This is a genomic window from Paenibacillus sp. (assembly GCF_035645235.1).
Lineage (GTDB): Bacteria > Bacillota > Bacilli > Paenibacillales > YIM-B00363 > Paenibacillus_AE.
On sequence record NZ_DASQMZ010000051.1, the window covers coordinates 1 to 20,205 of the forward strand.

Sequence of the window (20,205 nt, forward strand, 5' to 3'; positions counted from 1 at the left end):
CGGCCGGATAGTCGGAGAAACTCCGACTATTTGGGTTCCCCGGGCCGCTGGCGGCCGGATAGTCGGAGAAACTCCGACTATTTGGGTTCCCCGGGCCGCTGACGGCCGGATAGTCGGAGAAACTCCGACTATTTGGGTTCCCCCGGCCGCCGGCGGCCGGATAGTCGGAGAAACTCCGACTATTTGGGTTCCCCGGGCCGCCGGGCGGGCGGGAGCGTCCCCGGCGCGCGCGTACGACGAAGCCCCCGTTTCGGCAGGTGTCCGATAACGGGGGCTTCGTGCGGATCAGACGCTTAGAATTCCGCGTTCAGCTGGAGGCCGACCATGCCGACCCAGGCCGGGTAGATGCCGCGGTGCGCCGTATACAGCGGGAAGGACGCCTGCCGGGCGAGCGCGCTCGGGTGGAGCAGCGCCGCGGTCGGCGCGGACACGAGCGGGGCTGCGGCGCGCTCCACCGCCGCGGCGAGGCCGCCGGGTCCCGCGATGCGCCGCTTCGCCTCGTCCGGACGGCGAACGAGCGCTTCGGCGAGACGCTCCTCGTCGACGGCGAGCGAGCCGTCGGCTTGCCGCGCGATGCCGATGTCGTCCAGGCCGTCCGCGGGAAGGCGGGACGCCGCCAGCGCCGCACCCGGTTCGAGCACGCCGCCCGCGGCTTCGACGCTCGAGCGGAGCGCGTTGTACGATTCCGCCAGCTTCTTGACGTTCTTCACGATCGCGCCGGTGTCCGGGCCGACGGTCAGCCGCACGGGCTCGTCGCCGGCCTCCCGCATCGTCGCGAGCACGTTGCCGTTATCCAGCAGCATCGTGTTGGACGACGAGTCGCGCGGCGCGCCGCCGTTCACGCGGTAGCGCGCGTTCACCGCGGCGCTCGCGACGGCGTCGATGCCGCTGTCCGCGGCGGCGCTGCCGGAGACGTCCATGAGCTCGAACGCGAAGTCCGAGCCCGTTCCGGCGGCCGTCAGCCGCAGCCGGGAGGTGCCGGCCGACGCATCCCGAACGACGATCGCGTGCACGCCGGCGCCGGAGGCGCGGATCGCGTCGCGCAGCTTCGCGAGCGCCGTCGCGTTCGTGTCCGAGGCGGCGATGTCCACTTCCGCCTCGGTCGTGCGCGAGCCGACCGTGATCGCGAAGCGGTGCGACCCCGCCGCGATTCCGCCCGCGCCTGTCGAGTCGAGCGGCCGGCCCTCGTTCCGCTGCGCGGCCGCCACGCGCTCGATCGCGATATCGTACGCCGCCGTCCGGGCCCGGTCGGTCGCCGCCGCCGTCAATGCGGCCGGCGCCGAGGACGCCGCCGTCCTCCGCTCGAAAGCGGCGCTCCTCGCCTGCAGCGCGTCGGCGCGTGCCGCTTCGGCGCGGCCGACGACGTCGGCGAGGCGCGCGGCGGCCTGCGACGCGAAGCCGAACAAGCCCGGCGGCGCCGGCGGGCGGTAAGCGGTGATCGGCGTGCTGCCGTCGGAGACGCCGGCGGCCTGCCAGGACGCAAGGCTCCGATAGGAATCGATCGCGGTCGGGGCGAGGGGCATGGCGGGGGCTCCTTTCCGTTTTCCGAATGATGAGTCGTTGAACATAGTATACACGCTCCCGGTCGGTGTATGGTATATTATTCCGGTTATCATTCCAAGGCGAAGGCGGGATCCAAGGCATGATGTCGAATATTCGAGTGAGGCGCTCCGTCGCGGCGGACGTGCCGGCGCTCGTCGCGCTGAACAATACGGTGTGGACGGAGACGAACTCGCCGCACGTCGCGAAGATCACGGAGGCGGAATACGCGGAGCGCCATCCGGTCGGGGGCGAGTGGGTAGCGGACGTCGACGGCAGGCTGGCGGGATATATCGTGTACCGGCCGCCCACCCGCATGGAGAGCAACGCGCACGTCGCGGAGCTGGCCATTGCGGTGCATCCGGACTTCCAGGGGCGCGGCGTCGGCCGCCTGCTCGTGGAAACCGCTTGCCGGGAGGCGAAGGCCGAGGGCAAGCGAAAGCTGAGCCTGCGGGTCATGTCCACGAACGAACAGGCGATCCGCTTCTACGAGAAGCTCGGGTTCCGGGAGCAGGGGCGGCTGGTGGAGGAGTTTTACGCGGCGGGCCGGTATGTAGACGATGTCTTAATGTATAAGATGCTGGAGTAGCAGCCGGGTCGCGCCCCTCGGGCGCGGCGCCGGGAGGCGTTTTCCGTTCGGTGAAATGAATGCGATTACAAATATGAAAACGGAGTCATCAAGGCCGTTCTCCGGCCTTCCCGCGATCCTTCCCCGCGCGAAACCGGCGCAGCTTATTCAGCGGATTTTTCCCCGCGAATAAAAACCAAATTCCGATGGGCAGCAACGCCTGCAGCGCGAACATGCCCCAGACGACCGCCCAAGCGAACCCCTTCGTGTTCAACACCTCGCGGTACAACCAAGAATCGTAAAAGCTCATCTCTTTTCGTCGCCTCCCCTGTTTCGTTTCCGCCGCCATGCGCGATTCCGCCGTACGACGCCGTTTCCAGTGCGCCCCCGCATCGATTCCGTCTCGGGCTGTCGATCTTCGGATTCGGTAACAGCGTGTCCCGAGTCGCGCTTTCCCATGCGCGGTTATGTCGAATGCTCATGATTTCGGGGCGGCGTGGCATACTAACGGAAATTTGGGAAGAGAGGGACGAATCCCCATGAAGCGTATGGATGTCTCGGAGCAACGAGATGCCGCGATGCAGCCGGATGCAACGGGGCAACGGGGCGCCTTCGCAAAGCCTTCCGGCGCCGAAGAGGAACAACGCGCCATGCTGCGGCGTCCCTTCCTTGGCGCGCTGGACGAGAACGCCGCGAACGTCGACCGGCTGCTCGAGCGCAGCGTCGATCTGATCAAGCGGCCGTTCGTCGTGCAGAAGGAAAAGGGCATCCATGCCTGCGTGTATTATACGGACGGACTCGCGAGGGCGGACGAAATCGAGACGATGCTGACGAGCCTGCTCTCGTTTACGGACGAACTGCTGCGCGAGCGGGAAACCTTGTCCGCGGAGGAGCTTCTGGAGCGGCTGCTGCTCAACTACTCGGCGCGCGAGGCGCGGACGACGGAGGACGGCATCGAGGCGATCCTCAGCGGCGACGCGCTGCTGCTTGTCGACGGGACGCCTGCCGGCCTCATCGTCGGCACGCGGGGCTGGCAGATGCGGGCCATCAGCGAGCCGGCGACGGAGCCGGTCGTGCGGGGTCCGAGGGACGGCTTTACCGAAAACCTTCGGACGAATACGGCGATCGTGCGGCGGCGCATCCGCGACCCGAACCTTCGCATCGACGGCATGCAAATCGGCACGCGCAGCAAGACGGACGTCAATATCGCGTATCTCAAGGGCGTCGTGAAGGAAGGCCTCGTCGAGGAGGTGAAGCGCCGCCTGGAGCGCATCCGCATCGACGCGGTGCTCGAGAGCGGCTACATCGAAGAGCTGATCGAGGACGCGCCGCGGACGCTCTTCGTCACGATCCAAAGCACCGAGCGGCCGGATAAGGTGGCGGCGGCCATTCTAGAAGGGCGCGTCGCGGTGTTCGTCGACAATACGCCGTTCGTGCTGATCATGCCGACGTTCTTCTGGCAATACATGCAAGCCTCGGACGATTATTATGCGAGATATTGGGTGGGCTCCTTCTTTCGAATCATTCGGTATATCAGCTTCGTGCTCAGCCTGACGCTGACGCCGGTGTACGTCATGCTCGTCTCGTTCCACCACGAGATGATTCCGACGTCGCTCGCGCTGACGATCGCCTCCGGCCGCGCCGTCGTGCCGTTCCCGGTGCTGCTCGAGGCATTGCTCATGGAGATCGCGTTCGAGCTGATGCGCGAAGCGGGGCTGCGCATGCCCAAGCCCATCGGCCAGGCGGTCAGTATCGTCGGCTCGCTCATTATCGGCCAGGCGGCGGTGCAGGCGGGCCTCGTCTCGCCGTTCATGGTCATTATCGTCGCGGTGACGGGCATCGCATCCTTCGCGATCCCGAGTTATGCGGCATCTTTCTCGATTCGACTGCTGCGCTTCCCGTTGCTGGTCGCGGCAGGAACGCTCGGGCTGCTCGGCTTTGCCGTCGTCTTCTTCGCCTTCATCATCCATGCGCTGTCGCTTCGCTCGTTCGGCGAATCGTACCTAGCGCCGGCGAGTCCGTTCCGGCCGCAGGATCAGAAGGATATCATTTTGCGGCTGCCCTGGTGGTCCGTCGAGCAGCGTCCGTCGTTCGCCCAGGATGAACGCCGGCAAGCGGAAGATACCCGGCCGGAGCCGCCGACCGGCTGAATTTCGTCCCCACGGAGGTGTCGCCATGCAACCATGGAAGATTGTTTGCGCCGCGCTGCTGACGATTGCAACGCTCTCGGGCTGCGGAGGGAAGCAAGAAATCAGCGAGCTTGCGATCGTGACGGCCGTCGGCATCGACCCCGGCGACGACGGCAAAGGCGTGCGCATCACGGCGCAAATTATCCGCGCGGAGGATGCGAGAGGCCAGACCGGGGCGCCGTCCGGCGGCACCGGGGAGCCGATCTACACGGTGACCGCGCAAGGCGAGTCGATCTTCGTCGCCATCCGCAATTTGGCGCGGGTCGCGTCCAGACGCGTATATTGGGCGCATAATTTCGTGATCGCCATCAACGAGGAATTCGCGCGAGTCCAAGGCATCTACGATCTTGTCGATTTCTTCACGCGCAATCACGAGCTGCGCATGGAGACGTGGGTCACGGTAACGCCGGACCGCGCCGGCGAGCTCGTCTCGACGCGAACCGGGCTGGAGATCGTGCCGGGCGAATCCATCGATAAGCTGTTCTGGTACAGCCAAATCGTGGGGGAAGCGCCGAAAACGAGCATGATGCGCGTGGAGGAGATGCTGTACAGCCGGACGACGCACCCGATGCTCGCCCGGCTGGCGCTGAGGAAGGTAGGCATCTCTAACAAGGCGCCGGAGCAATGGACGAAGCTGCAGCAGGTCGAGCTGTCCGGGGCGGCGGTGTTTCATCGGGACAAGATGAAGGGGTGGCTGTCGCCGAACGAGGCGAAAGCCGCGCTGTATTTCATTCAGGGCCTGGAATCCTCCATCGTCGCTCTGCCATGTCCGTCCGACGAGCGGCAGAAGGCGACGCTGGAGCTGACGCACCAAACCTTCAAGGCGACGCCGCGGCTGAAGGACGGGGAGATAACGCTGCAGGCGGAGTTGAAGGGAGAGGCCGATCTCGTCGAGTCGGGCTGCCGAGAGCTGCTCGTGGAAATGGAGTCGGAGCTCGAACGCCGGCTGGAGCGGCATCTGCGCGAATCGATCGAGGGAGTGGTGGGGCTGGCGCAGGAAGAGTACGAAACCGACTTTCTAAAAATCGGCGATCGGGTCCGTAATGAATACCCCGTCTATTGGAACCGCATCGAGCGGCAATGGGACGCGATTTTTCCGAAGGTCGAATTCGACGTGAAGACGAAGGTGGACATTAAGGGCGGGGTATTGAAAGTGAGGGGCGGCGACGAATCATGAAAATCCAAATCACGAACGGCATGTACGTCGCGCTGCTGATCAACTTGGTCTACGCGAAGGCGATCGGCATTACGCAGGGGATGATCGCTCGGGAGGTAGGCCAGGATATGTGGCTGGCGACGCTGTTCGCTACGCTCCAAGGAATGGCGATGATTTACCTCGGTTACATCGTGCTGCGGCGCACGCCGAAACACGACTTCGTCGAGCTCGGCATCTCGCTGCTCGGCCGGTGGTTCGGCGTCTTAATCAGCCTGCTGATGGTCGCCTTCTTTGCCGGCGCGTTCTTTACCGTCATGGTGACGTTCGTCTACCATATGCGGGACTATTTCTTGCCCGAGATGCCGCTCTACATCTTCGTGATCGCAGCCGTCGGGATCGGTTGGTACGGCGCGTATCACGGGCTCGAGGTCATGGCGCGCATGGCTTATGTCGGCGTCTTCTTCGTCCTGCTGTTGAACGGTCTCATCCTCGTCGGCTCGTTCCACCAAATCGATCTTGAAAACCTAAGGCCGGTCGCCGAGACGGGACTGCCGCGCATCCTATGGGCGAGCCGGCACAGCGACGCGGATTGGGCGATCGCGACGATGGCGACCGCCATGATTTTGCCGATGGTGCGAAACCCCGAAGTCAGAGGCAGATCCGGCATCGCCGGCATCGCGATCGGCGGGCTGCTCGTGCTGCTGTGGCCGATTTTGGAAACGGTCGTGCTGTCCTCGGAGGTCGCCCAGCAATACATTGTCGCTTGCATGAAGCTGGCGAGAAGCGCGCATATGGGACACTTCATCCAGCGGTACGAAATGATCATGGTCGCATGCTTCTCGGTTTCCAGCCTGCTGCAAATTATGATGTGCCTGTTCGCTTCGGCCCACGGGGTGTCGAAGGCGATCGGATGGAAGGATTACCGGCCGATGCTCATCCCCGTCGGGCTGGCGTTGGGCGGGCTCGCATATTGGGGCGTGGAGGATCATATGCGCGCGATCGACCTGTTGAACGTATGGCCGTATCTTGCGCTGCCGATCGCGTTCGGACTGCCGACGACGCTGCTCGCGCTGCGCCTCGCCATGAGACGGAAGGTCGAGAAGGCGGCCGCGGCCCCGCCGCCTTCCTGATTTCCCCTCCCCGCCGGACCGGGTCGGCAAGTTTACGAAACCGCGCTTACCCGCTATACTGTGAAATCACAGAGGTGGGGAGCGAATGAACGCCGTCGAAAAAATGAAAGCGCTTTACGGGTCGCTGCGCATTAAATATAAGATGTTTCTGCTGATCGCGAGCGTCATGCTGCTCGTCTCCGTCAGCGCGATGGCCGTCTTTCGGTACGTCTTCGATGTGTACGACCGGGAGATCTACGCCCAGGCGTCCCAGGCGCTGAACGTGTCGTCCTTCGGGGTGGAGAACGAGCTCCGCAAGCTGGAGCGGCTTTCGTTTCGCCTCGCGACGGATCCGTTCATCCAGCAATACTTGCTGGAAATCAAGGAAGAGAGCACGAATTACGATCAATTTTTAATCGCGGGCAATTTGCGAGACCGGATGCTCGAGCTCGGCGGCTTCGAGAAGTACGTGCTGTCGATGCAGCTGCACGACGTCAACGGCATGGAATACCGGACCGGCAATCAGACGATCGCCACGAGCGAGAAGCGCCGCGCCGCGATCGAGGCGCTCGCCGTCGAGCGGTCGGGCGGCAATCGCTGGATTTATCCGGACATGGAGGACCGGGCGCTGGCGGCGGCGCGGGAGGTACGTTCGTACCGGAATCTGGAGCTCGACCGCATCGGGCTCCTCGCGGTGCGCATCGACCTCGAAAACGTCATCGCCGATTACGCCCGGGGGCTGGACGCGGAGGGAGCGGACTTTCTCATCTTCGGCGAAGCCGGAGAACTGCTCCCCCAGGGGGCGGCGTTCGAGGAAGGGCGCTACGCGCCGCTTCGCGCGGCGACGCTTGCGTCGCGGAGCGGGTACGACATCGTGGAGCTGGACGGCGGGCGGTACTTCATGGCCTACGCCAAGTCCAACTATGTACCGTGGACGTACGTCGTCTTAATGCCGTACGAGCGGTTGTTCCAGACGACGCTCGCCGTCAAGCAGCTCGTCGTCGTCTTGTTCGCTGCGCTGTTTCTGCTCGCGGTCGCCGTCGGCGTTCGCTTCGCCAAGGGCGTGACGGGACCGATCGAGAGCCTGAACGCCAAGATGAAGAACGTGCAGAAGGGTAACTTCGCCTACGAGGAAGAAGCAGGCGAACGGTCGTATCCGATGGACGAGACCGGCCAGATGCATCGCAACTTCCGGATCATGCTGGACCGCATCAACGAGCTGATCAACGAAAATTTCAAAAAGCAGCTGGCGATCAAGGAGTCGGAATTCAAAGCGCTGCAGTCGCAAATCAATCCGCATTTTCTGTATAACACGCTTGAATCGATCAACTGGAACGCGAAGCTGAACGGGCAGCGGGACATCTCCACGATGGTCGAGTCGCTCGGCTTCTTGCTGCGGAGCGCGATCAGCCATAAACGTCCGCTCATTCCGCTGCGGGAGGAGCTGGCGATGGTCGGGCATTACATCGCGATTCAGCGAGTGCGGTACGAAGAGCGGCTCGACTTCGCCGCAGAGGTGCCGCCGGAGCTGGAGAACCGCATCGTGCCGAAGATGACGCTGCAGCCGATCGTCGAGAACGCGATCCATTACGGGGTCGAGCGGATGATCGAGCCGTGCCGCATCCGCATTCGCGCGGCGCTTGTCGAAGGGCGCCTCGTGCTGACCGTCGAGGACGACGGCCCCGGCATGACCCGGCAGGCGCTCGAGCAATGGCGGGACGGCACGCTTCCGACGCGCGGCTCCGGCATCGGGCTGCGCAATATCGACGAGCGCATTCGGCTCATGTTCGGCGAGGAGTACGGCGTGGCGCTCGAGAGCGAGCCGGGCGCGGGCACGAAGGCGACCGTGACGCTGCCGGGCGAACGACAGGAGGAGAACGGGCATGTATAACGTCTTATTGGTCGACGACGAGCGAATGATCATCGAAGGCATCTCCCGCGTCATGAAATGGGAAACTTACGGCTGCGCGCTGGCCGGAACGGCCCGCAACGGCGTCGAAGCGCTGGAATTTCTGTTGGAGCATCGCCCGGATATCGTCATCACCGACATCCGCATGCCCGGGCTCGACGGCATCGAGCTGATCGCCAAAGCGCGGGAGCAAGAGCTCGACTTGCCGTTCATCGTGCTGTCCGGCTTCGGGGAATTCGAATACGCGCGCGGCGCCATGCAGTACGGGGTGAAGCATTACCTGCTGAAGCCGAGCGGAGAAGAGACGATCGGCCGGGCGCTCGCCGAAGTCGTCGCCGAGCTGGAGCTGCGGCGGAACAAAGAGCAGTTCGTCGCCCGAATGGAGACGGAATACAAGAAGATGCTGCCGCACGCGAAGGAGCAGCTGCTGAAGGAATTCGTCATGAACAAGGCATACGGCCGGAACGACTGGGACCGGTACCGCGGCTTGTTCGAAGACGGCATCGAGCGGGAGCGGGTGCGACTCGCGTTGTTCCAGCCCGAGGGACCGTGCGAGTTCGAGCATCTGTTCGCGCTGAGAAATATCGCCGAAGACGTGCTCGGCCGCGGGACGCTGCTGCTCGGGACGACGATCGGGGAGCGGGTGCTGCTGCTCGTGCGGGAAGGGACGGCGACGGATATGCTTGCGAGCGATATCGAGACGATCAAGTCGATCTTCGGACGTTTCTACCGGATGGACGCGACGATCGCGCTGAGCGAGCCGGGGGCGCTCGCCGACGCGCGCGCGATGTACCGGGAGACGCTCGAGTGCCTCGATCATCGGTTTTACCTCGGGGAAGGAAGCCTCATCACGAAGCGGGACATCGCGGCGGGGGCGGACGAAGCCCGGGAGACGCCGCGGCGCGGCGACATCGTCGAGCTGGACGAGGAACGGCTGGCGCTGCTTATCAAGTCCGGCCGGGTCGAGGACGCGGCGGCGTTCCTCGGGGACTTCTTCGACCGGCTGACCGCGCTGCGGCTCGACGCGGAGCTCGCGAAGTCGTACGCGATTACGCTGTTTCTGGCCGCGGTCCGGCAGGACGCCGCCCGCCTCGGCGAGCATCTGGAACGGCTCGCCGCGCTCGGCGCCGGCATGACGCTGCAGGCGCTGAAGGACACGGCCGAGTCGACGGTGCGCGCGATCGCGCAGCGCAATTACGAGGCGAATACGCGGAAGCATTCGTCCATCGTGCGCAAGCTGCTGGACATTATCGATGCGCGGCTCGGCGATCCGGCGCTGACGCTGAGCGGCGTCGCGGGGGAGCTGCTGTTCATGAATCCCGACTACGTCGGCAAGCTTTTCAAGAAAGAGACCGGCGAGAAGTTTTCCAACTACTTGATGAAGAAGCGCATGGAGCGCGCGATCGAGTGGATCCAAGCGTCGGACGACGTGAAGGTGTTCGAGCTCGCGGAGCGGCTCGGCTTCGGCGACAACCCGCAATATTTCGCCAAGGTGTTCAAAAAATATACCGGCTTCACGCCGACGGAGTTCAAGAAGGCGCCGTAATTTGCGGCGCCTCGGTTTTTTACCCAAGACGCTCGGTTTTGTTCCTTATCGGCTATCGGGCGCGCCGCTATAATTGCAAATGTAAGCAGTTACAAGTATACAGATTCTCGGGGAGGTTCCTATGAAAAAGACGATCCTTACGTTGCTTGCGCTCGTTACGGCGTTCTCGCTTTCCGCCTGCGCCGGCGGCGGCGCGGGCTCGGAGCAGACGAACGGCGGCGCGGCCGCTTCCGGCGATGCGGCGGCGCCCAAGACGGAAAGCGGCGGCGCGGCGAAGAGCGTCGAGCCGGTCACGCTGCGCATGGCGTGGTGGGGCGGCCAGCCGCGCCACGATTACACGCTGAAGGTCATCGAGCTGTACGAGAAAGCCAATCCGCATGTGACGATCGAGCCGGAATACGCGAATTGGGACGATTACTGGAAGAAGCTCGCGCCGCAGGCGGCGGCGAACGAACTGCCGGACATTATCCAGATGGACCTGTCGTACTTGACGCAATACGGCGGCAACGGCCAGCTGGAGGATTTGACGCCGTACCTCGGCGCGCAGATCGATACGGCGAACATCAGCGACAACGCGATCCAAGGCGGCGCGATCGGCGGCCAGGTGTTCGGCTTCAACCTCGGCGTCAACACGCTGCAGGTGCATTACGACCCGGGGCTGCTAAAGCAGGCGACCGGACTCGACAAGCTGCCGGACGGGTGGACGTGGGCCGATTACGAGAAGCTCGCGCTGCAGGCGGCGCAAGCCGGATTGTATTTCGACACGGGCCTGAAGCCGGAAGTGTTCTTTAATTACTTCCTCCGCACGAAGGGCGAGACGCTGTACAGCGCCGACGGCACGTCGCTCGGCTACGAGGACGACGCGTTGTTCGTCGAGTATTTCGGGCTGACGAAGCGGCTGTCCGACGCGAAGGCGACGCCGAAGCCGGACGTTACGGCGCAAATCAAAGGCGTGGAAGACGATCTGATGGTGAAAAAGCAAGCGGTCAGCGTATGGCAATGGACGAATCAATACATCGGCATCCAGCAGGTGGCCGGCCGCGAGCTCGCCATGCACCCGCTCCCGGGTCCGGAAGCGAATAAAGGTTTGTTCCTGAAGCCGAGCATGTTTTTCTCGATTTCGAAAAATTCGAAGCAGAAGGAAGAGGCGGCGAAATTTATCAGCTTCTTCGTGAACGACGTCGAAGCCAACAAGCTCATTCTCGGCGACCGCGGCGTGCCGGTGTCGTCCGTGGTGAAGGAAGAGCTGAAGCCGTCCCTGAGCCCCGAGCAAGCGAAGGTATTCGACTTCGTCGCTTGGGCGGAGAGCAACAGCTCGGCGGGCGACCCGCCGGACCCGCTCGGCGCGGCGGAAGTGATGGCGGCGTTCAAGACGTACGACGAGATGATGAAGTTCGGCCAAATTTCGGCGGAGGACGCGGCGAAGGAATTCCGCGCGGAAGCGAACGACATTCTCGCGAAAAACAAAAAATAAATCGCAGGCGCGCGGGCGGCAGCCGGTCTCGGATCGGCTGCCGTAAGTTTCAGGATCGGAGGGATGGAACCGTGCAGAAAGCGTTAAAACAACATTTGACCGGCTACGTCTTTATCAGCCCGTTCATTATCGGCTTCCTCGGCTTTACGTTGTTCCCGATCGCGGCTTCCTTGTACCTGTCGTTCACCGAGTACAATATGTTCAATCCGCCGCGCTGGATCGGCTGGGACAACTTTACGGAGATGTTCGCGGGAGACCGGAAATATTGGAAGTCCGTAGAAGTCACGTTCTCCTATGTTTTCGCCGGCGTGCCGCTGCGGCTCGCCTTCGCGCTGTTCATCGCGATGATCCTAAACCGCGCGTCGCGAGCGATCGGGCTGTACCGCACGATGTTTTACTTGCCGTCGATCATCGGCGGCAGCGTCGCGGTGTCGATCATGTGGCGCAACCTGTTCGGCGACGAGGGCATCGTCAACCTGGCGCTCATGGCGGTCGGCCTCGACGCGATCCGCTGGTTCGGCAATCCGTCGGCGGCGCTGTGGATGCTCATTTTCCTATCGGTGTGGCAGTTCGGCTCTTCGATGCTCATCTTCCTCGCGGGCTTGAAGAACATTCCGACGGAATACTACGAGGCGGCCGGCGTCGACGGCGCGACGGGCGCGCGCAAATTTTTCCACATTACGCTGCCGATGCTGAGCCCGGTCATCCTGTTCAACGCGGTCATGCAGACGATCGCGGCGTTCATGAGCTTCATCCCGGCGTACATTATCACGAAAGGCGAGGGCGGCCCGCTTGACGGCACGCTGCTGTACTCGCTGTACTTGTTTCGCCAAGCGTTCGTTTTCTTCAACATGGGCTACGGCTCCGCGATGGCGTGGATGATGCTGCTCGTCGTCGGCGTGCTGACGTTCCTCTTGTTCAAGTCGTCGAAGTTCTGGGTGCATTACGAGTCGAAGGGAGGAAACTAGGATGCTTGCCAGCTCGAAAACGATCAAAAAAACGACGTTCCACGTCCTCGTTTCCGCCTTCGCCGTACTCATGCTGTACCCGGTCGTCTGGCTGACGGTCAGCTCGTTCAAGCTGAGCGCCGACATCTTCGTGACGGCCGGCAGCCTCGTTCCGAAGCCGTTCACGGTCGAAAACTACTTCATCGGCTGGAAAGGCGTCGGCGGGCACACGTTCGGCACGTTTATTAAGAACTCCTTGATCATCGTCGCGCTGTCGACGATCGGGGCGGTGTTTTCTTCGGCGCTCATCGCCTTCGGCTTCGCGCGGACGAATTTCTTCGGCAAGTCGCTCTGGTTCACGCTCATGATGCTGACGCTGATGCTGCCGTTCGAGGTCGTCATCATCCCGCAATATATCGTGTTCGCGGAGCTCGGCTGGATCAACTCGTTCAAGCCGATCGTCGTGCCGCAATATTTCGGCATTCCGTTCTTCATCTTCCTGCTCGTGCAGTTCATCCGCACGGTGCCGCACGAGCTGGACGAGGCGGCGACGATCGACGGCTGCGGCAAGTTCGGCTTGTTTTTCCGGATCATTCTGCCGCTCATCGTGCCCGCGATGGCGACCGCGGCAATCTTCTCGTTCTACTGGCGGTGGGAGGATTTGCTCGGGCCGGTGCTGTACTTGAACAAACCGTCGATGTATCCGGTGTCGATGGCGCTCAAGCTGTTCCTCGACGCGGAGACGATGTCGAACTGGGGCGCGATGTTCGCGATGTCGGTCGTCAGCCTGGCGCCGGTGCTGATCGTGTTTTTCACGTTCCAGAAGTACATCGTGGAAGGCATCAGCACGACGGGGCTGAAGGGTTAATCTTATGGAGGAGGCTGAAAACGATATGCCGCCGTTGGTTTTTGACGAAGCGCGCCTGCGTGAGGTCGTCGACCGGGTCGTCGACCGCACGTTCGGCATGGATTTCAACTGGGATTGGCCGGCGGGCGTCGCGTTCCACGGCGTCTGCGAGGCGTACGAAGCGACGGGCGACTCGTCGTACATGGAGCGGCTGCGCGCGTGGGTCGACGAGCAGCTCGAGGACGGGCTGCCGAAGCTGTCGGTGAACGCGGTGTCGGTCGGTCATGCGCTGATCTCGTTGTATCAGTTTACGGAGGAGCAGAAGTATTTGGACATCGCCTCGGCGATGGCGGAATATTTGACGCACGAGGCGCCGCGGTTCGGGGACGGCATTTTCCAGCATACGGTGAACTCGGTCAAGGACGTGTTTCCCGAGCAGGCGTGGGTGGACACGATGATGATGGCGGGCTACTTCTTGCTGCGGATGGGCGACTTGCTCGGCCGCGACGATTATTTCGCCGACGGGCTGCGGCAGTACCACGGCCATGAAGAGCTGCTGCAGGACGCGACGACGAACCTGTATTATCACGGCTGGGACAACGTCGCGAAGAACCATATGTCCGGCATCTTCTGGGCGCGCGGCAATTCGTGGGCGTCGTATACGATGGCGCGGGCGCTGGAGCTCGTGCGGGTGCAGCATCCGTCGTATATGATCATCGACTGCTCCTTGCGGGACCAGCTGAGCGCGCTGGCGCGTCTGCAGTCGGCGGACGGCTTATGGCATACGGTGCTGACGGACCCGACGTCGTATACGGAGACGTCCGGCTCGGCCGGCATCGCGGCGGGGCTCCTCTCGCGCGGCAACCTGTACAACCGCCAGACGCAGCGGGCGCTCGACGGGGTGCTGTCGCGCATCGCCGATAACGGCACGGTGCTCGGCGTATCCGCGGGCACGGCGGTGATGGACGACGCGCAGGGGTACAAGGATGTGCCCGCGAAGCGCATCCAAGGCTGGGGGCAAGGGCTGACGCTGGCGTTCCTTGCCATGGTGCTCCGCCGCGGTCGGCAGAGCGATTGGTAAGCGGCGGACGCGCGGGACGGCGAAGAGGCCGCCTCCGGGACCATGACGAACGGTCATGGCTCGGGGGCGGCCTCTTTGCCGTGCGGCGGGAGCGGGGAGCGCGATACTCGGAGTTTCTCCGCTTATCGGGCGTCAGCGGTGGCCGGGGATCGCGATAGTCGGAGAAACTCCGCTTATCTTGCGTCCGCGCCGTCCTGGGAGCGCTTTAGTCGGAGTTTCTCCGCTTATCGGGCGTCTGCGGCGACCGGGGAACGCGATAGTCGGAGAAACTCCGCTTATCTTGCGTCCGCGCCGTCCTGGGAGCGCTTTAGTCGGATTTTCTCCGCTTATCGAGCGTCTGCGGCGTCCGGGGAGCGCGATAGTCGGAGTTTCTCCGCTTATCGGGCGTCCGCGGCGCCCGGGGAGTGCGATAGTCGGAGTTTCTCCGCTTATCGGGCGACCGCGGCGTCCGGGGATCGCGATAGTCGGAGAAACTCCGCTTATCGAGCGACCGCGGCGCCCTTACGCGCCGAGCGGCACGGACACGACGAACTCGATGCGCCGGGGCTCCGGCGTGCGCGCCGTCACGCTGCCGCGGTACTGTCGCACCTTCTCGCGCACGATCGATAAGCCGAGGCCGGAGTGGCCGCCCGTCTTCTTCGTCGTGTACGTCGGCTGAAACATGCGCTGCAGCTCCGCCTCCGACAAGTCGTTCCGAAGCGCGTTGGACACCGAAAACACGATTTCCGCGCGCTCCGGCTCGAGCCAGCCCTCGACGGACACGACGCGATCCTCTGGCTCCAGCTCCATAACCTCCTCGAACGCATTGTCGATCAGATTCGCCAAAATTTTCACGAGGTCCACCGATTTCACGCCTTGTATGGCGGCGATGCCCGGCATACCCTCGAAGCGGTAGCTGAATTCGATGCGCTGCCGAAGCGCGACGGCAGCCTTCGATTGGATGATGGCCGCCACGGCCGGGTGGCCGATGCTGACGATGTCGTTCATCGCGATCGTCTCGTCGACGAGCTCCTTCACGTACCGTTCCAGCTGCTCGTACCGCTTCGTGTCGGCCATCGCCTTCAGCGTGTTCAGATGGTTGACAAAGTCGTGCCGCTCGCCGCGCACCGCGACGAACAGCGATTGCACCTCTTCGTTGTAATCGTCCTGCACCGATTGGGCGACCTCGTCGCGAGCGCGCCTCACGTAACGGTAGAAGAGGCCGAGCAGCGCCACGCTCGCGAGCAGCGCGACGCCGGTGACGAGCGCCAAATTCAACAGCTGCGTATGAAGCTTCGCCTGAATGAAGGCGTAATCGGTCGTAATGCCGATGACGTACGGCTGACCGAACAGCTCGTCGTAAACAGGGACGTACGTGCGGTATACTTGCCGGTCGTCGATGCGTTCGATCCGCTGCAGCGTCTCCCCGCTTTCGAACGCTTCCGAGATATGAGCCGCATCGTTCGGGGAGCGGTATTCGTACGAGCCGAACAATATTTTCCGGTCGTCGTACCGAGCGATTTCCACCCCGTCCCGGACGTTCACCAGCTCCTCGTCGGGGATCGAAAACGTGCGGGGATTGAAAAGCGTAACCTCAAGCAGCTGCTCGTGCTGCTCGACGGTGTCCTTCAAAATCGTTTCGACGCCGGTATATCGCTCCAGCTGCTCGATATATTCGGTGCTCATGATCGGGTTGATGAGGTAGTCGGTGCTTCCGTCGAAGAAATACCCGAATTTATTTTTTGGATCGTCCAGGATGGCGGCGGAGGGCGCGATTTCGCCGGCCCAGTAATTCGTGAGGCTTTGCCCGTACGTAAGCCCTTCCACGTTTCGTTTCTCGAACAATTGCCGGAACGCATCGTAGTAGTTTTCCCACGTCTTCGTGCTGAGGTTCAATTCCCGCGGATCGGAGGAGCGAACGCTGACGACGTCGTCCGGCCGCTCGGCGAACAGCGTCAGGTAACTAATTTCGAGCTCTTCGGCCAGCGCCCGAAGCTCGGCGTTGTCGACGTCTTGGTAGGAAGGCGGCAGCGCATACTTCGCGGCGACGGCGGCCGTGCGCAAATTCGCGGCCATGAGCGAATCGACGTAGTGATACGCCTGTTGGGAGCGGTCGACGCTGATTTTGATTTGTGCGGCGATCTCGCGCATTTGCGTCTCAAGCGAGGCGTGAAGCTCGCGCTTCGTCGCGAAATAATTCGCCGAATCGTTCGCGAGCAGCAGAGCGATGACGAAGAGAAGAAAGTATAATGTGAAATGCCGAGCAAGCATAGCCGTCCTCCTAAGGGAAGCTTTCTATCTATGAGATAGCTTACACTAAATTAGCACATTTTTACAGTAAAATTCGACACAAACCGGGTTGGTTCGACTTCTCTAGGAAAAGGGCTCGCCCGCCCCGATGCATGTGCGTTCGTACAATCGGCGGCCTTCCGCTCCGCATATGCTGAGGGAAACCGAGAAGGGAGGGGCTGCCATGACCTTGCATGAGCTGAAACGGATTCGCGTCGAATCGTGCCATGAATATGTGGGGATGCCGGTATGCGCCGTGCTGCGGGACGGAACGCACGTCTACGGCGTCTTGGCCGGGACGCAGGACGGGCGGATTTACTTGCATCGCGCCGTGAAGGGACCGGGCAAGATGGCCGTGAACGTGACGAAGGCGAAGCGGACGCTGCGCGCGAAGGCGAAGGCGCTCGGTCCGTACCCGTACGGGCCGTATTATCCGGGCGCGTACGCGTTGGACGCGGCGGCGATCGCGCTCCTGTTCGCGCTGCCGTTCTTCTTGTATTAAAGCGTTCGAGGCGCAAGAGGAAGAAGACTTTCCCCGCGGAGAGTCTTTTTTCTTTTTTTATGGATATAGGGTATGGGGCTATCGTATAATAGAGGGAAAAGGAGGATGTCCCATGGAGCATAATCATAAAGAGCATGTTCACGGCCATGAACGCAAGAGCCACCATTCCGATAAAGTGAAGGCGAACTTAATCAGCCGGCTGAACCGGATCGAGGGACAAGTGCGCGGCGTGCGCGGCCTGATCGAACGGGATACGTATTGCGACGACGTGCTGAACCAGATCGCTTCGATTCAGTCGGCGCTCAACGGCGTAGGCAAGCTGCTGCTGGAGCACCACATGAAGAGCTGCGTGATCGAACGCATCCAAGAAGGGGACACGGAAGCGATCGACGAACTGCTGGTGACGGTCAATAAGCTGATGAAGTAATACGGCATATTGACTTTGTATAGGGTACGGGGGTATATTATTAATAAGCGAAACAAGCAAACCAACCAATCGAAAGGGGATATGTTCGATGTCTAACGTAACGTTCCAAGTGCAGGGAATGAGCTGCAACCATTGCGTACACTCGATCGAAAGCGCGCTGAAGGAGATCGGTGCCGTCGGCAAGGTCGACCTCGCGGCCGGCAAGGTGACGGTGCAATTCGAAGAGGGCAAAATGACGGTCGAGGCGTTGAAGGAAACGATCGAGGAGCAAGGCTACGACGTCGTAAGTTAATCGCGGGAGTCGGGGTCGGGGTTGGCGAACGGAAGGGCGGGGAACGCGGATGCAAGCCATGGAGGAAAGCGCGCTGCGGCAGGCGACGCTGCAAGTTACGGGCATGACGTGCGCGGCGTGCGCGAGCCGCATCGAGAAGGGGCTCGGCAAGCTGCCCGGCGTACGGTCGGCCGCCGTCAACCTCGCGACGGAAACCGCGCGCGTCTCGTACGCGCCGGGAGAGGTATCGGTCGAGGCAATGCGATCGCGCGTCGAGAAGCTCGGCTACGGCGCGTCGCCCGTCGAGGAGGCGGGAGACGCGCAAGCGCGCCGGACGGAGGAGCTGCGCCGGCAGCGCGTCAAGCTGGCGGCGTCGGCCGCCCTTTCTTTGCCTCTGCTATGGGCGATGGCCGGGCACTTCTCGTTCACGTCGTGGATGTGGGTGCCGTCTTTGTTTATGCAGCCATGGTTCCAGCTGCTGTTGGCGACTCCCGTTCAATTTCTCGTCGGCGGCGCTTTCTATGTAGGCGCTTATAAGGCGCTTCGCAACGGCTCGGCCAATATGGACGTGCTGGTCGCGCTCGGAACGTCGGCCGCTTATTTCTACAGCTTGTATCTCACGGTCGTCTGGTACGCGGAAGGCGCCATCGCGCGCCACGGTCCCGCGCTATACTACGAGACGAGCGCGGCGCTCCTTACGCTCGTCGTGCTCGGGAAGCTGCTTGAAGCGCAGGCGAAGGGCCGGACGTCGGCGGCGATCCGGTCGTTGCTGGGACTGCAGGCGAAGACGGCCCTCGTCGTAAGAGGCGGCGAAGAGCGGCTTCTTCCCGTCGAGGAGGTCGTCGTCGGCGACGTCGCGATCGTTCGGCCGGGAGCGAAAATTCCGGTCGACGGCGTCGTGATCGAGGGCGCGTCCGCTGTCGACGAGTCGATGCTGACGGGGGAGAGCTTGCCGGTCGAAAAGCGTCCCGGCGATCTGGTCGTCGGGGCGACGATGAACAAGAACGGCTTGCTGCGCGTGCGTGCGACCAAAGTCGGCAAAGATACGGCGCTCGCGCACATCGTCAACATCGTGGAGGAAGCCCAAGGCTCTAAAGCGCCGATTCAACGGGTCGCCGACCGCATCTCGGGCGTGTTCGTCCCGATCGTCGCCGCGGCCGCGGCCGTCGCATTCGCGGCCTGGTATTTCGTCTTCGCGCCGGGCGACGCGGCGGCCGCGCTCAACGCGTCGATCGCGATCCTCGTCATCGCCTGCCCGTGCGCGCTCGGTCTTGCGACCCCCACTTCGATTATGGCCGGCTCGGGACGGGCGGCCGAGCTCGGCGTCCTGTTCAAGGGCGGGGAGCATCTGGAAGCGACGCACCGGCTGGATACGATCGTGCTCGATAAGACGGGCACGGTGACGAAGGGGAAGCCGGAGCTGACCGACGTGCGGAGCGAGCTCGATCCGCGCGTCTTCCTCCGGCTCGTCGGGGCGGCGGAGAGCGGGTCCGAGCATCCGATCGCGAAGTCGATCGTCGCCGGGGCGAAGACGGCGGGCGCGACGCTGCCGAAAGCGAGCTCGTTCGAGGCGATCCCGGGCGCCGGCGTCGCCGCCGTCGTGGAGGGCCGCCGCGTGCTCGTCGGCACGAAGCGGCTGCTGGAAGCGGAGGGCATCGACGCACGGCGGGCGTACGACGCGGTGCGGCGCCTCGAGGAGGCCGGCAAGACGGTCATGCTCGCCGCCGTGGACGGCCGGTACGCGGGGCTGCTCGCGGTAGCGGACGCCGTGAAACCGACGTCGAAGGCGGCCATCGCCCGGCTTCGGGCGATGGGGCTCGAGGTCGTCATGATGACCGGCGACAACGAGCGCGCCGCGAGGGCGATCGCCGCGCAGGTCGGCATCGAACGCGTCTTCGCGGAGACGCGGCCGGAAGGGAAGGCGGCCGAGATTCGGCGGCTTCAAGCGGAGGGGCGGAAGGTCGGCATGGTCGGAGACGGCATGAACGACGCCCCGGCGCTGGCGGTCGCCGATATCGGCATGGCCGTCGGCACGGGGGCGGACGTCGCGATCGAGGCGGCGGACGTCACGCTGATGCGGGGCGATCTCGCGGGCATCGCCGACGCTATCGAGCTGAGCCGCCGCACGATGCGAAATATTCGCCAAAATTTGTTCTGGGCGCTCGCCTACAACGCGCTCGGCATTCCGATCGCCGCGGTCGGGCTGCTCGCGCCGTGGGTCGCGGGCGCGGCGATGGCGCTCAGCTCCGTATCGGTCGTCTTGAACGCTTTGCGCTTGCAGAAGGCGAAGCCGGAAGGGTAAACTGGGAGAACAGCGACGCGAGGCGCCGCATCCATTTCCGGATGCGGCGCTTCCGTCCGTTCGGAATCGG

At 63.1% G+C, this 20,205-nt stretch carries 17 protein-coding genes; 14 read left to right on the top strand and 3 right to left on the bottom strand.

Translation table 11 applies throughout. From position 1 onward, the window contains the following. Positions 1–293 precede the first annotated feature (293 nt). The gene (locus VEZ38_RS04355; protein ID WP_324892123.1) at positions 294–1,523 is read right to left on the bottom strand and encodes a hypothetical protein; all 1,230 of its coding nucleotides are present in this window, start codon (positions 1,521–1,523) and stop codon (positions 294–296) included. Between the two features lie 119 nt (positions 1,524–1,642). On the opposite strand from VEZ38_RS04355, the gene VEZ38_RS04360 reads away from it, so the two are divergent. After that, positions 1,643–2,128 carry a GNAT family N-acetyltransferase gene (locus VEZ38_RS04360; RefSeq protein WP_324892124.1) on the top strand — a complete coding sequence of 162 codons (486 nt, stop codon included), beginning with the start codon at positions 1,643–1,645 and terminating at the stop codon, positions 2,126–2,128. Between the two features lie 88 nt (positions 2,129–2,216). Here the strand turns inward: VEZ38_RS04360 and VEZ38_RS04365 are convergent, their stop codons facing one another. Further along, a complete protein-coding gene (locus VEZ38_RS04365) occupies positions 2,217–2,417 on the bottom strand; it encodes a hypothetical protein (protein ID WP_324892125.1) in 201 nt (66 codons plus the stop codon). Positions 2,418–2,646: 229 nt separating this feature from the next. Here VEZ38_RS04365 and VEZ38_RS04370 point away from each other — a divergent pair, with 229 nt between their 5' ends. From VEZ38_RS04370 to VEZ38_RS04410, 9 genes are all read left to right on the top strand, one after another. Beyond that, positions 2,647–4,257, top strand: coding sequence for a spore germination protein (locus VEZ38_RS04370; RefSeq protein WP_324892126.1), 1,611 nt, complete (start codon positions 2,647–2,649; stop codon positions 4,255–4,257). Positions 4,258–4,282: 25 nt separating this feature from the next. Beyond that, on the top strand, positions 4,283–5,473 hold the full coding sequence (locus VEZ38_RS04375; RefSeq protein WP_324892127.1) for a Ger(x)C family spore germination protein: 1,191 nt from the start codon (positions 4,283–4,285) through the stop codon (positions 5,471–5,473). Continuing rightward, positions 5,470–6,582, top strand: a complete 1,113-nt coding sequence (locus tag VEZ38_RS04380) for a GerAB/ArcD/ProY family transporter (protein WP_324892128.1) — start codon at positions 5,470–5,472, stop codon at positions 6,580–6,582. The genes VEZ38_RS04375 and VEZ38_RS04380 overlap by 4 nt, the downstream gene beginning before the upstream one ends. An 85-nt stretch (positions 6,583–6,667) precedes the next feature. Continuing rightward, complete coding sequence (locus VEZ38_RS04385) at positions 6,668–8,452, top strand: sensor histidine kinase (RefSeq protein WP_324892129.1); 1,785 nt, start codon at positions 6,668–6,670, stop codon at positions 8,450–8,452. Beyond that, positions 8,445–10,016, top strand: a complete 1,572-nt coding sequence (locus VEZ38_RS04390; protein WP_324892130.1) for a response regulator — start codon at positions 8,445–8,447, stop codon at positions 10,014–10,016. The genes VEZ38_RS04385 and VEZ38_RS04390 overlap by 8 nt, the downstream gene beginning before the upstream one ends. Positions 10,017–10,137: 121 nt before the next feature. Beyond that, a complete protein-coding gene (locus VEZ38_RS04395; protein ID WP_324892131.1) occupies positions 10,138–11,490 on the top strand; it encodes an ABC transporter substrate-binding protein in 1,353 nt (450 codons plus the stop codon). Between the two features lie 71 nt (positions 11,491–11,561). Continuing rightward, on the top strand, positions 11,562–12,458 hold the full coding sequence (locus tag VEZ38_RS04400; RefSeq protein ID WP_324892132.1) for a sugar ABC transporter permease: 897 nt from the start codon (positions 11,562–11,564) through the stop codon (positions 12,456–12,458). A gap of 1 nt (position 12,459) precedes the next feature. Beyond that, a complete protein-coding gene (locus VEZ38_RS04405; protein WP_324892133.1) occupies positions 12,460–13,305 on the top strand; it encodes a carbohydrate ABC transporter permease in 846 nt (281 codons plus the stop codon). 25 nt (positions 13,306–13,330) lie between these two features. Continuing rightward, positions 13,331–14,365 carry a glycoside hydrolase family 88 protein gene (locus VEZ38_RS04410; RefSeq protein ID WP_324892134.1) on the top strand — a complete coding sequence of 345 codons (1,035 nt, stop codon included), beginning with the start codon at positions 13,331–13,333 and terminating at the stop codon, positions 14,363–14,365. Positions 14,366–14,866: 501 nt separating this feature from the next. Here VEZ38_RS04410 and VEZ38_RS04415 read toward each other — a convergent pair. Next, a complete protein-coding gene (locus VEZ38_RS04415) occupies positions 14,867–16,615 on the bottom strand; it encodes a sensor histidine kinase (RefSeq protein WP_324892135.1) in 1,749 nt (582 codons plus the stop codon). 202 nt (positions 16,616–16,817) lie between these two features. Here VEZ38_RS04415 and VEZ38_RS04420 point away from each other — a divergent pair, with 202 nt between their 5' ends. From VEZ38_RS04420 to VEZ38_RS04435, 4 genes are all read left to right on the top strand, one after another. Continuing rightward, positions 16,818–17,135: a hypothetical protein gene (locus tag VEZ38_RS04420; protein WP_324892136.1), complete on the top strand. Its 318-nt coding sequence runs from the start codon at positions 16,818–16,820 to the stop codon at positions 17,133–17,135. A gap of 112 nt (positions 17,136–17,247) precedes the next feature. Next, positions 17,248–17,562, top strand: a complete 315-nt coding sequence (locus VEZ38_RS04425) for a metal-sensitive transcriptional regulator (RefSeq protein ID WP_324892137.1) — start codon at positions 17,248–17,250, stop codon at positions 17,560–17,562. 88 nt (positions 17,563–17,650) lie between these two features. After that, positions 17,651–17,854 (top strand): copper ion binding protein, encoded by a 204-nt coding sequence (locus tag VEZ38_RS04430; protein WP_324892138.1) that lies wholly within the window; start codon positions 17,651–17,653, stop codon positions 17,852–17,854. Positions 17,855–17,903: 49 nt separating this feature from the next. Next, a complete protein-coding gene (locus tag VEZ38_RS04435) occupies positions 17,904–20,135 on the top strand; it encodes a heavy metal translocating P-type ATPase (protein WP_324892139.1) in 2,232 nt (743 codons plus the stop codon). The last annotated feature ends 70 nt before the right edge of the window (positions 20,136–20,205 follow it).

Bases quoted from the DNA above. Each gene is read 5' to 3' on its own strand.
- VEZ38_RS04380 (WP_324892128.1), top strand. From the start codon at position 5,470: ATGAAAATCCAAATCACGAACGGCATGTACGTCGCGCTGCTGATCAAC.
- VEZ38_RS04370 (WP_324892126.1), top strand. From the start codon at position 2,647: ATGAAGCGTATGGATGTCTCGGAGCAACGAGATGCCGCGATGCAGCCG.
- VEZ38_RS04390 (WP_324892130.1), top strand. From the start codon at position 8,445: ATGTATAACGTCTTATTGGTCGACGACGAGCGAATGATCATCGAAGGC.
- VEZ38_RS04420 (WP_324892136.1), top strand. From the start codon at position 16,818: ATGACCTTGCATGAGCTGAAACGGATTCGCGTCGAATCGTGCCATGAA.
- VEZ38_RS04430 (WP_324892138.1), top strand. From the start codon at position 17,651: ATGTCTAACGTAACGTTCCAAGTGCAGGGAATGAGCTGCAACCATTGC.
- VEZ38_RS04395 (WP_324892131.1), top strand. From the start codon at position 10,138: ATGAAAAAGACGATCCTTACGTTGCTTGCGCTCGTTACGGCGTTCTCG.
- VEZ38_RS04415 (WP_324892135.1), bottom strand. From the start codon at position 16,615: ATGCTTGCTCGGCATTTCACATTATACTTTCTTCTCTTCGTCATCGCT.
- VEZ38_RS04405 (WP_324892133.1), top strand. From the start codon at position 12,460: ATGCTTGCCAGCTCGAAAACGATCAAAAAAACGACGTTCCACGTCCTC.
- VEZ38_RS04425 (WP_324892137.1), top strand. From the start codon at position 17,248: ATGGAGCATAATCATAAAGAGCATGTTCACGGCCATGAACGCAAGAGC.
- VEZ38_RS04410 (WP_324892134.1), top strand. From the start codon at position 13,331: ATGCCGCCGTTGGTTTTTGACGAAGCGCGCCTGCGTGAGGTCGTCGAC.
- VEZ38_RS04365 (WP_324892125.1), bottom strand. From the start codon at position 2,417: ATGAGCTTTTACGATTCTTGGTTGTACCGCGAGGTGTTGAACACGAAG.
- VEZ38_RS04360 (WP_324892124.1), top strand. From the start codon at position 1,643: ATGATGTCGAATATTCGAGTGAGGCGCTCCGTCGCGGCGGACGTGCCG.
- VEZ38_RS04385 (WP_324892129.1), top strand. From the start codon at position 6,668: ATGAACGCCGTCGAAAAAATGAAAGCGCTTTACGGGTCGCTGCGCATT.
- VEZ38_RS04375 (WP_324892127.1), top strand. From the start codon at position 4,283: ATGCAACCATGGAAGATTGTTTGCGCCGCGCTGCTGACGATTGCAACG.
- VEZ38_RS04435 (WP_324892139.1), top strand. From the start codon at position 17,904: ATGCAAGCCATGGAGGAAAGCGCGCTGCGGCAGGCGACGCTGCAAGTT.
- VEZ38_RS04355 (WP_324892123.1), bottom strand. From the start codon at position 1,523: ATGCCCCTCGCCCCGACCGCGATCGATTCCTATCGGAGCCTTGCGTCC.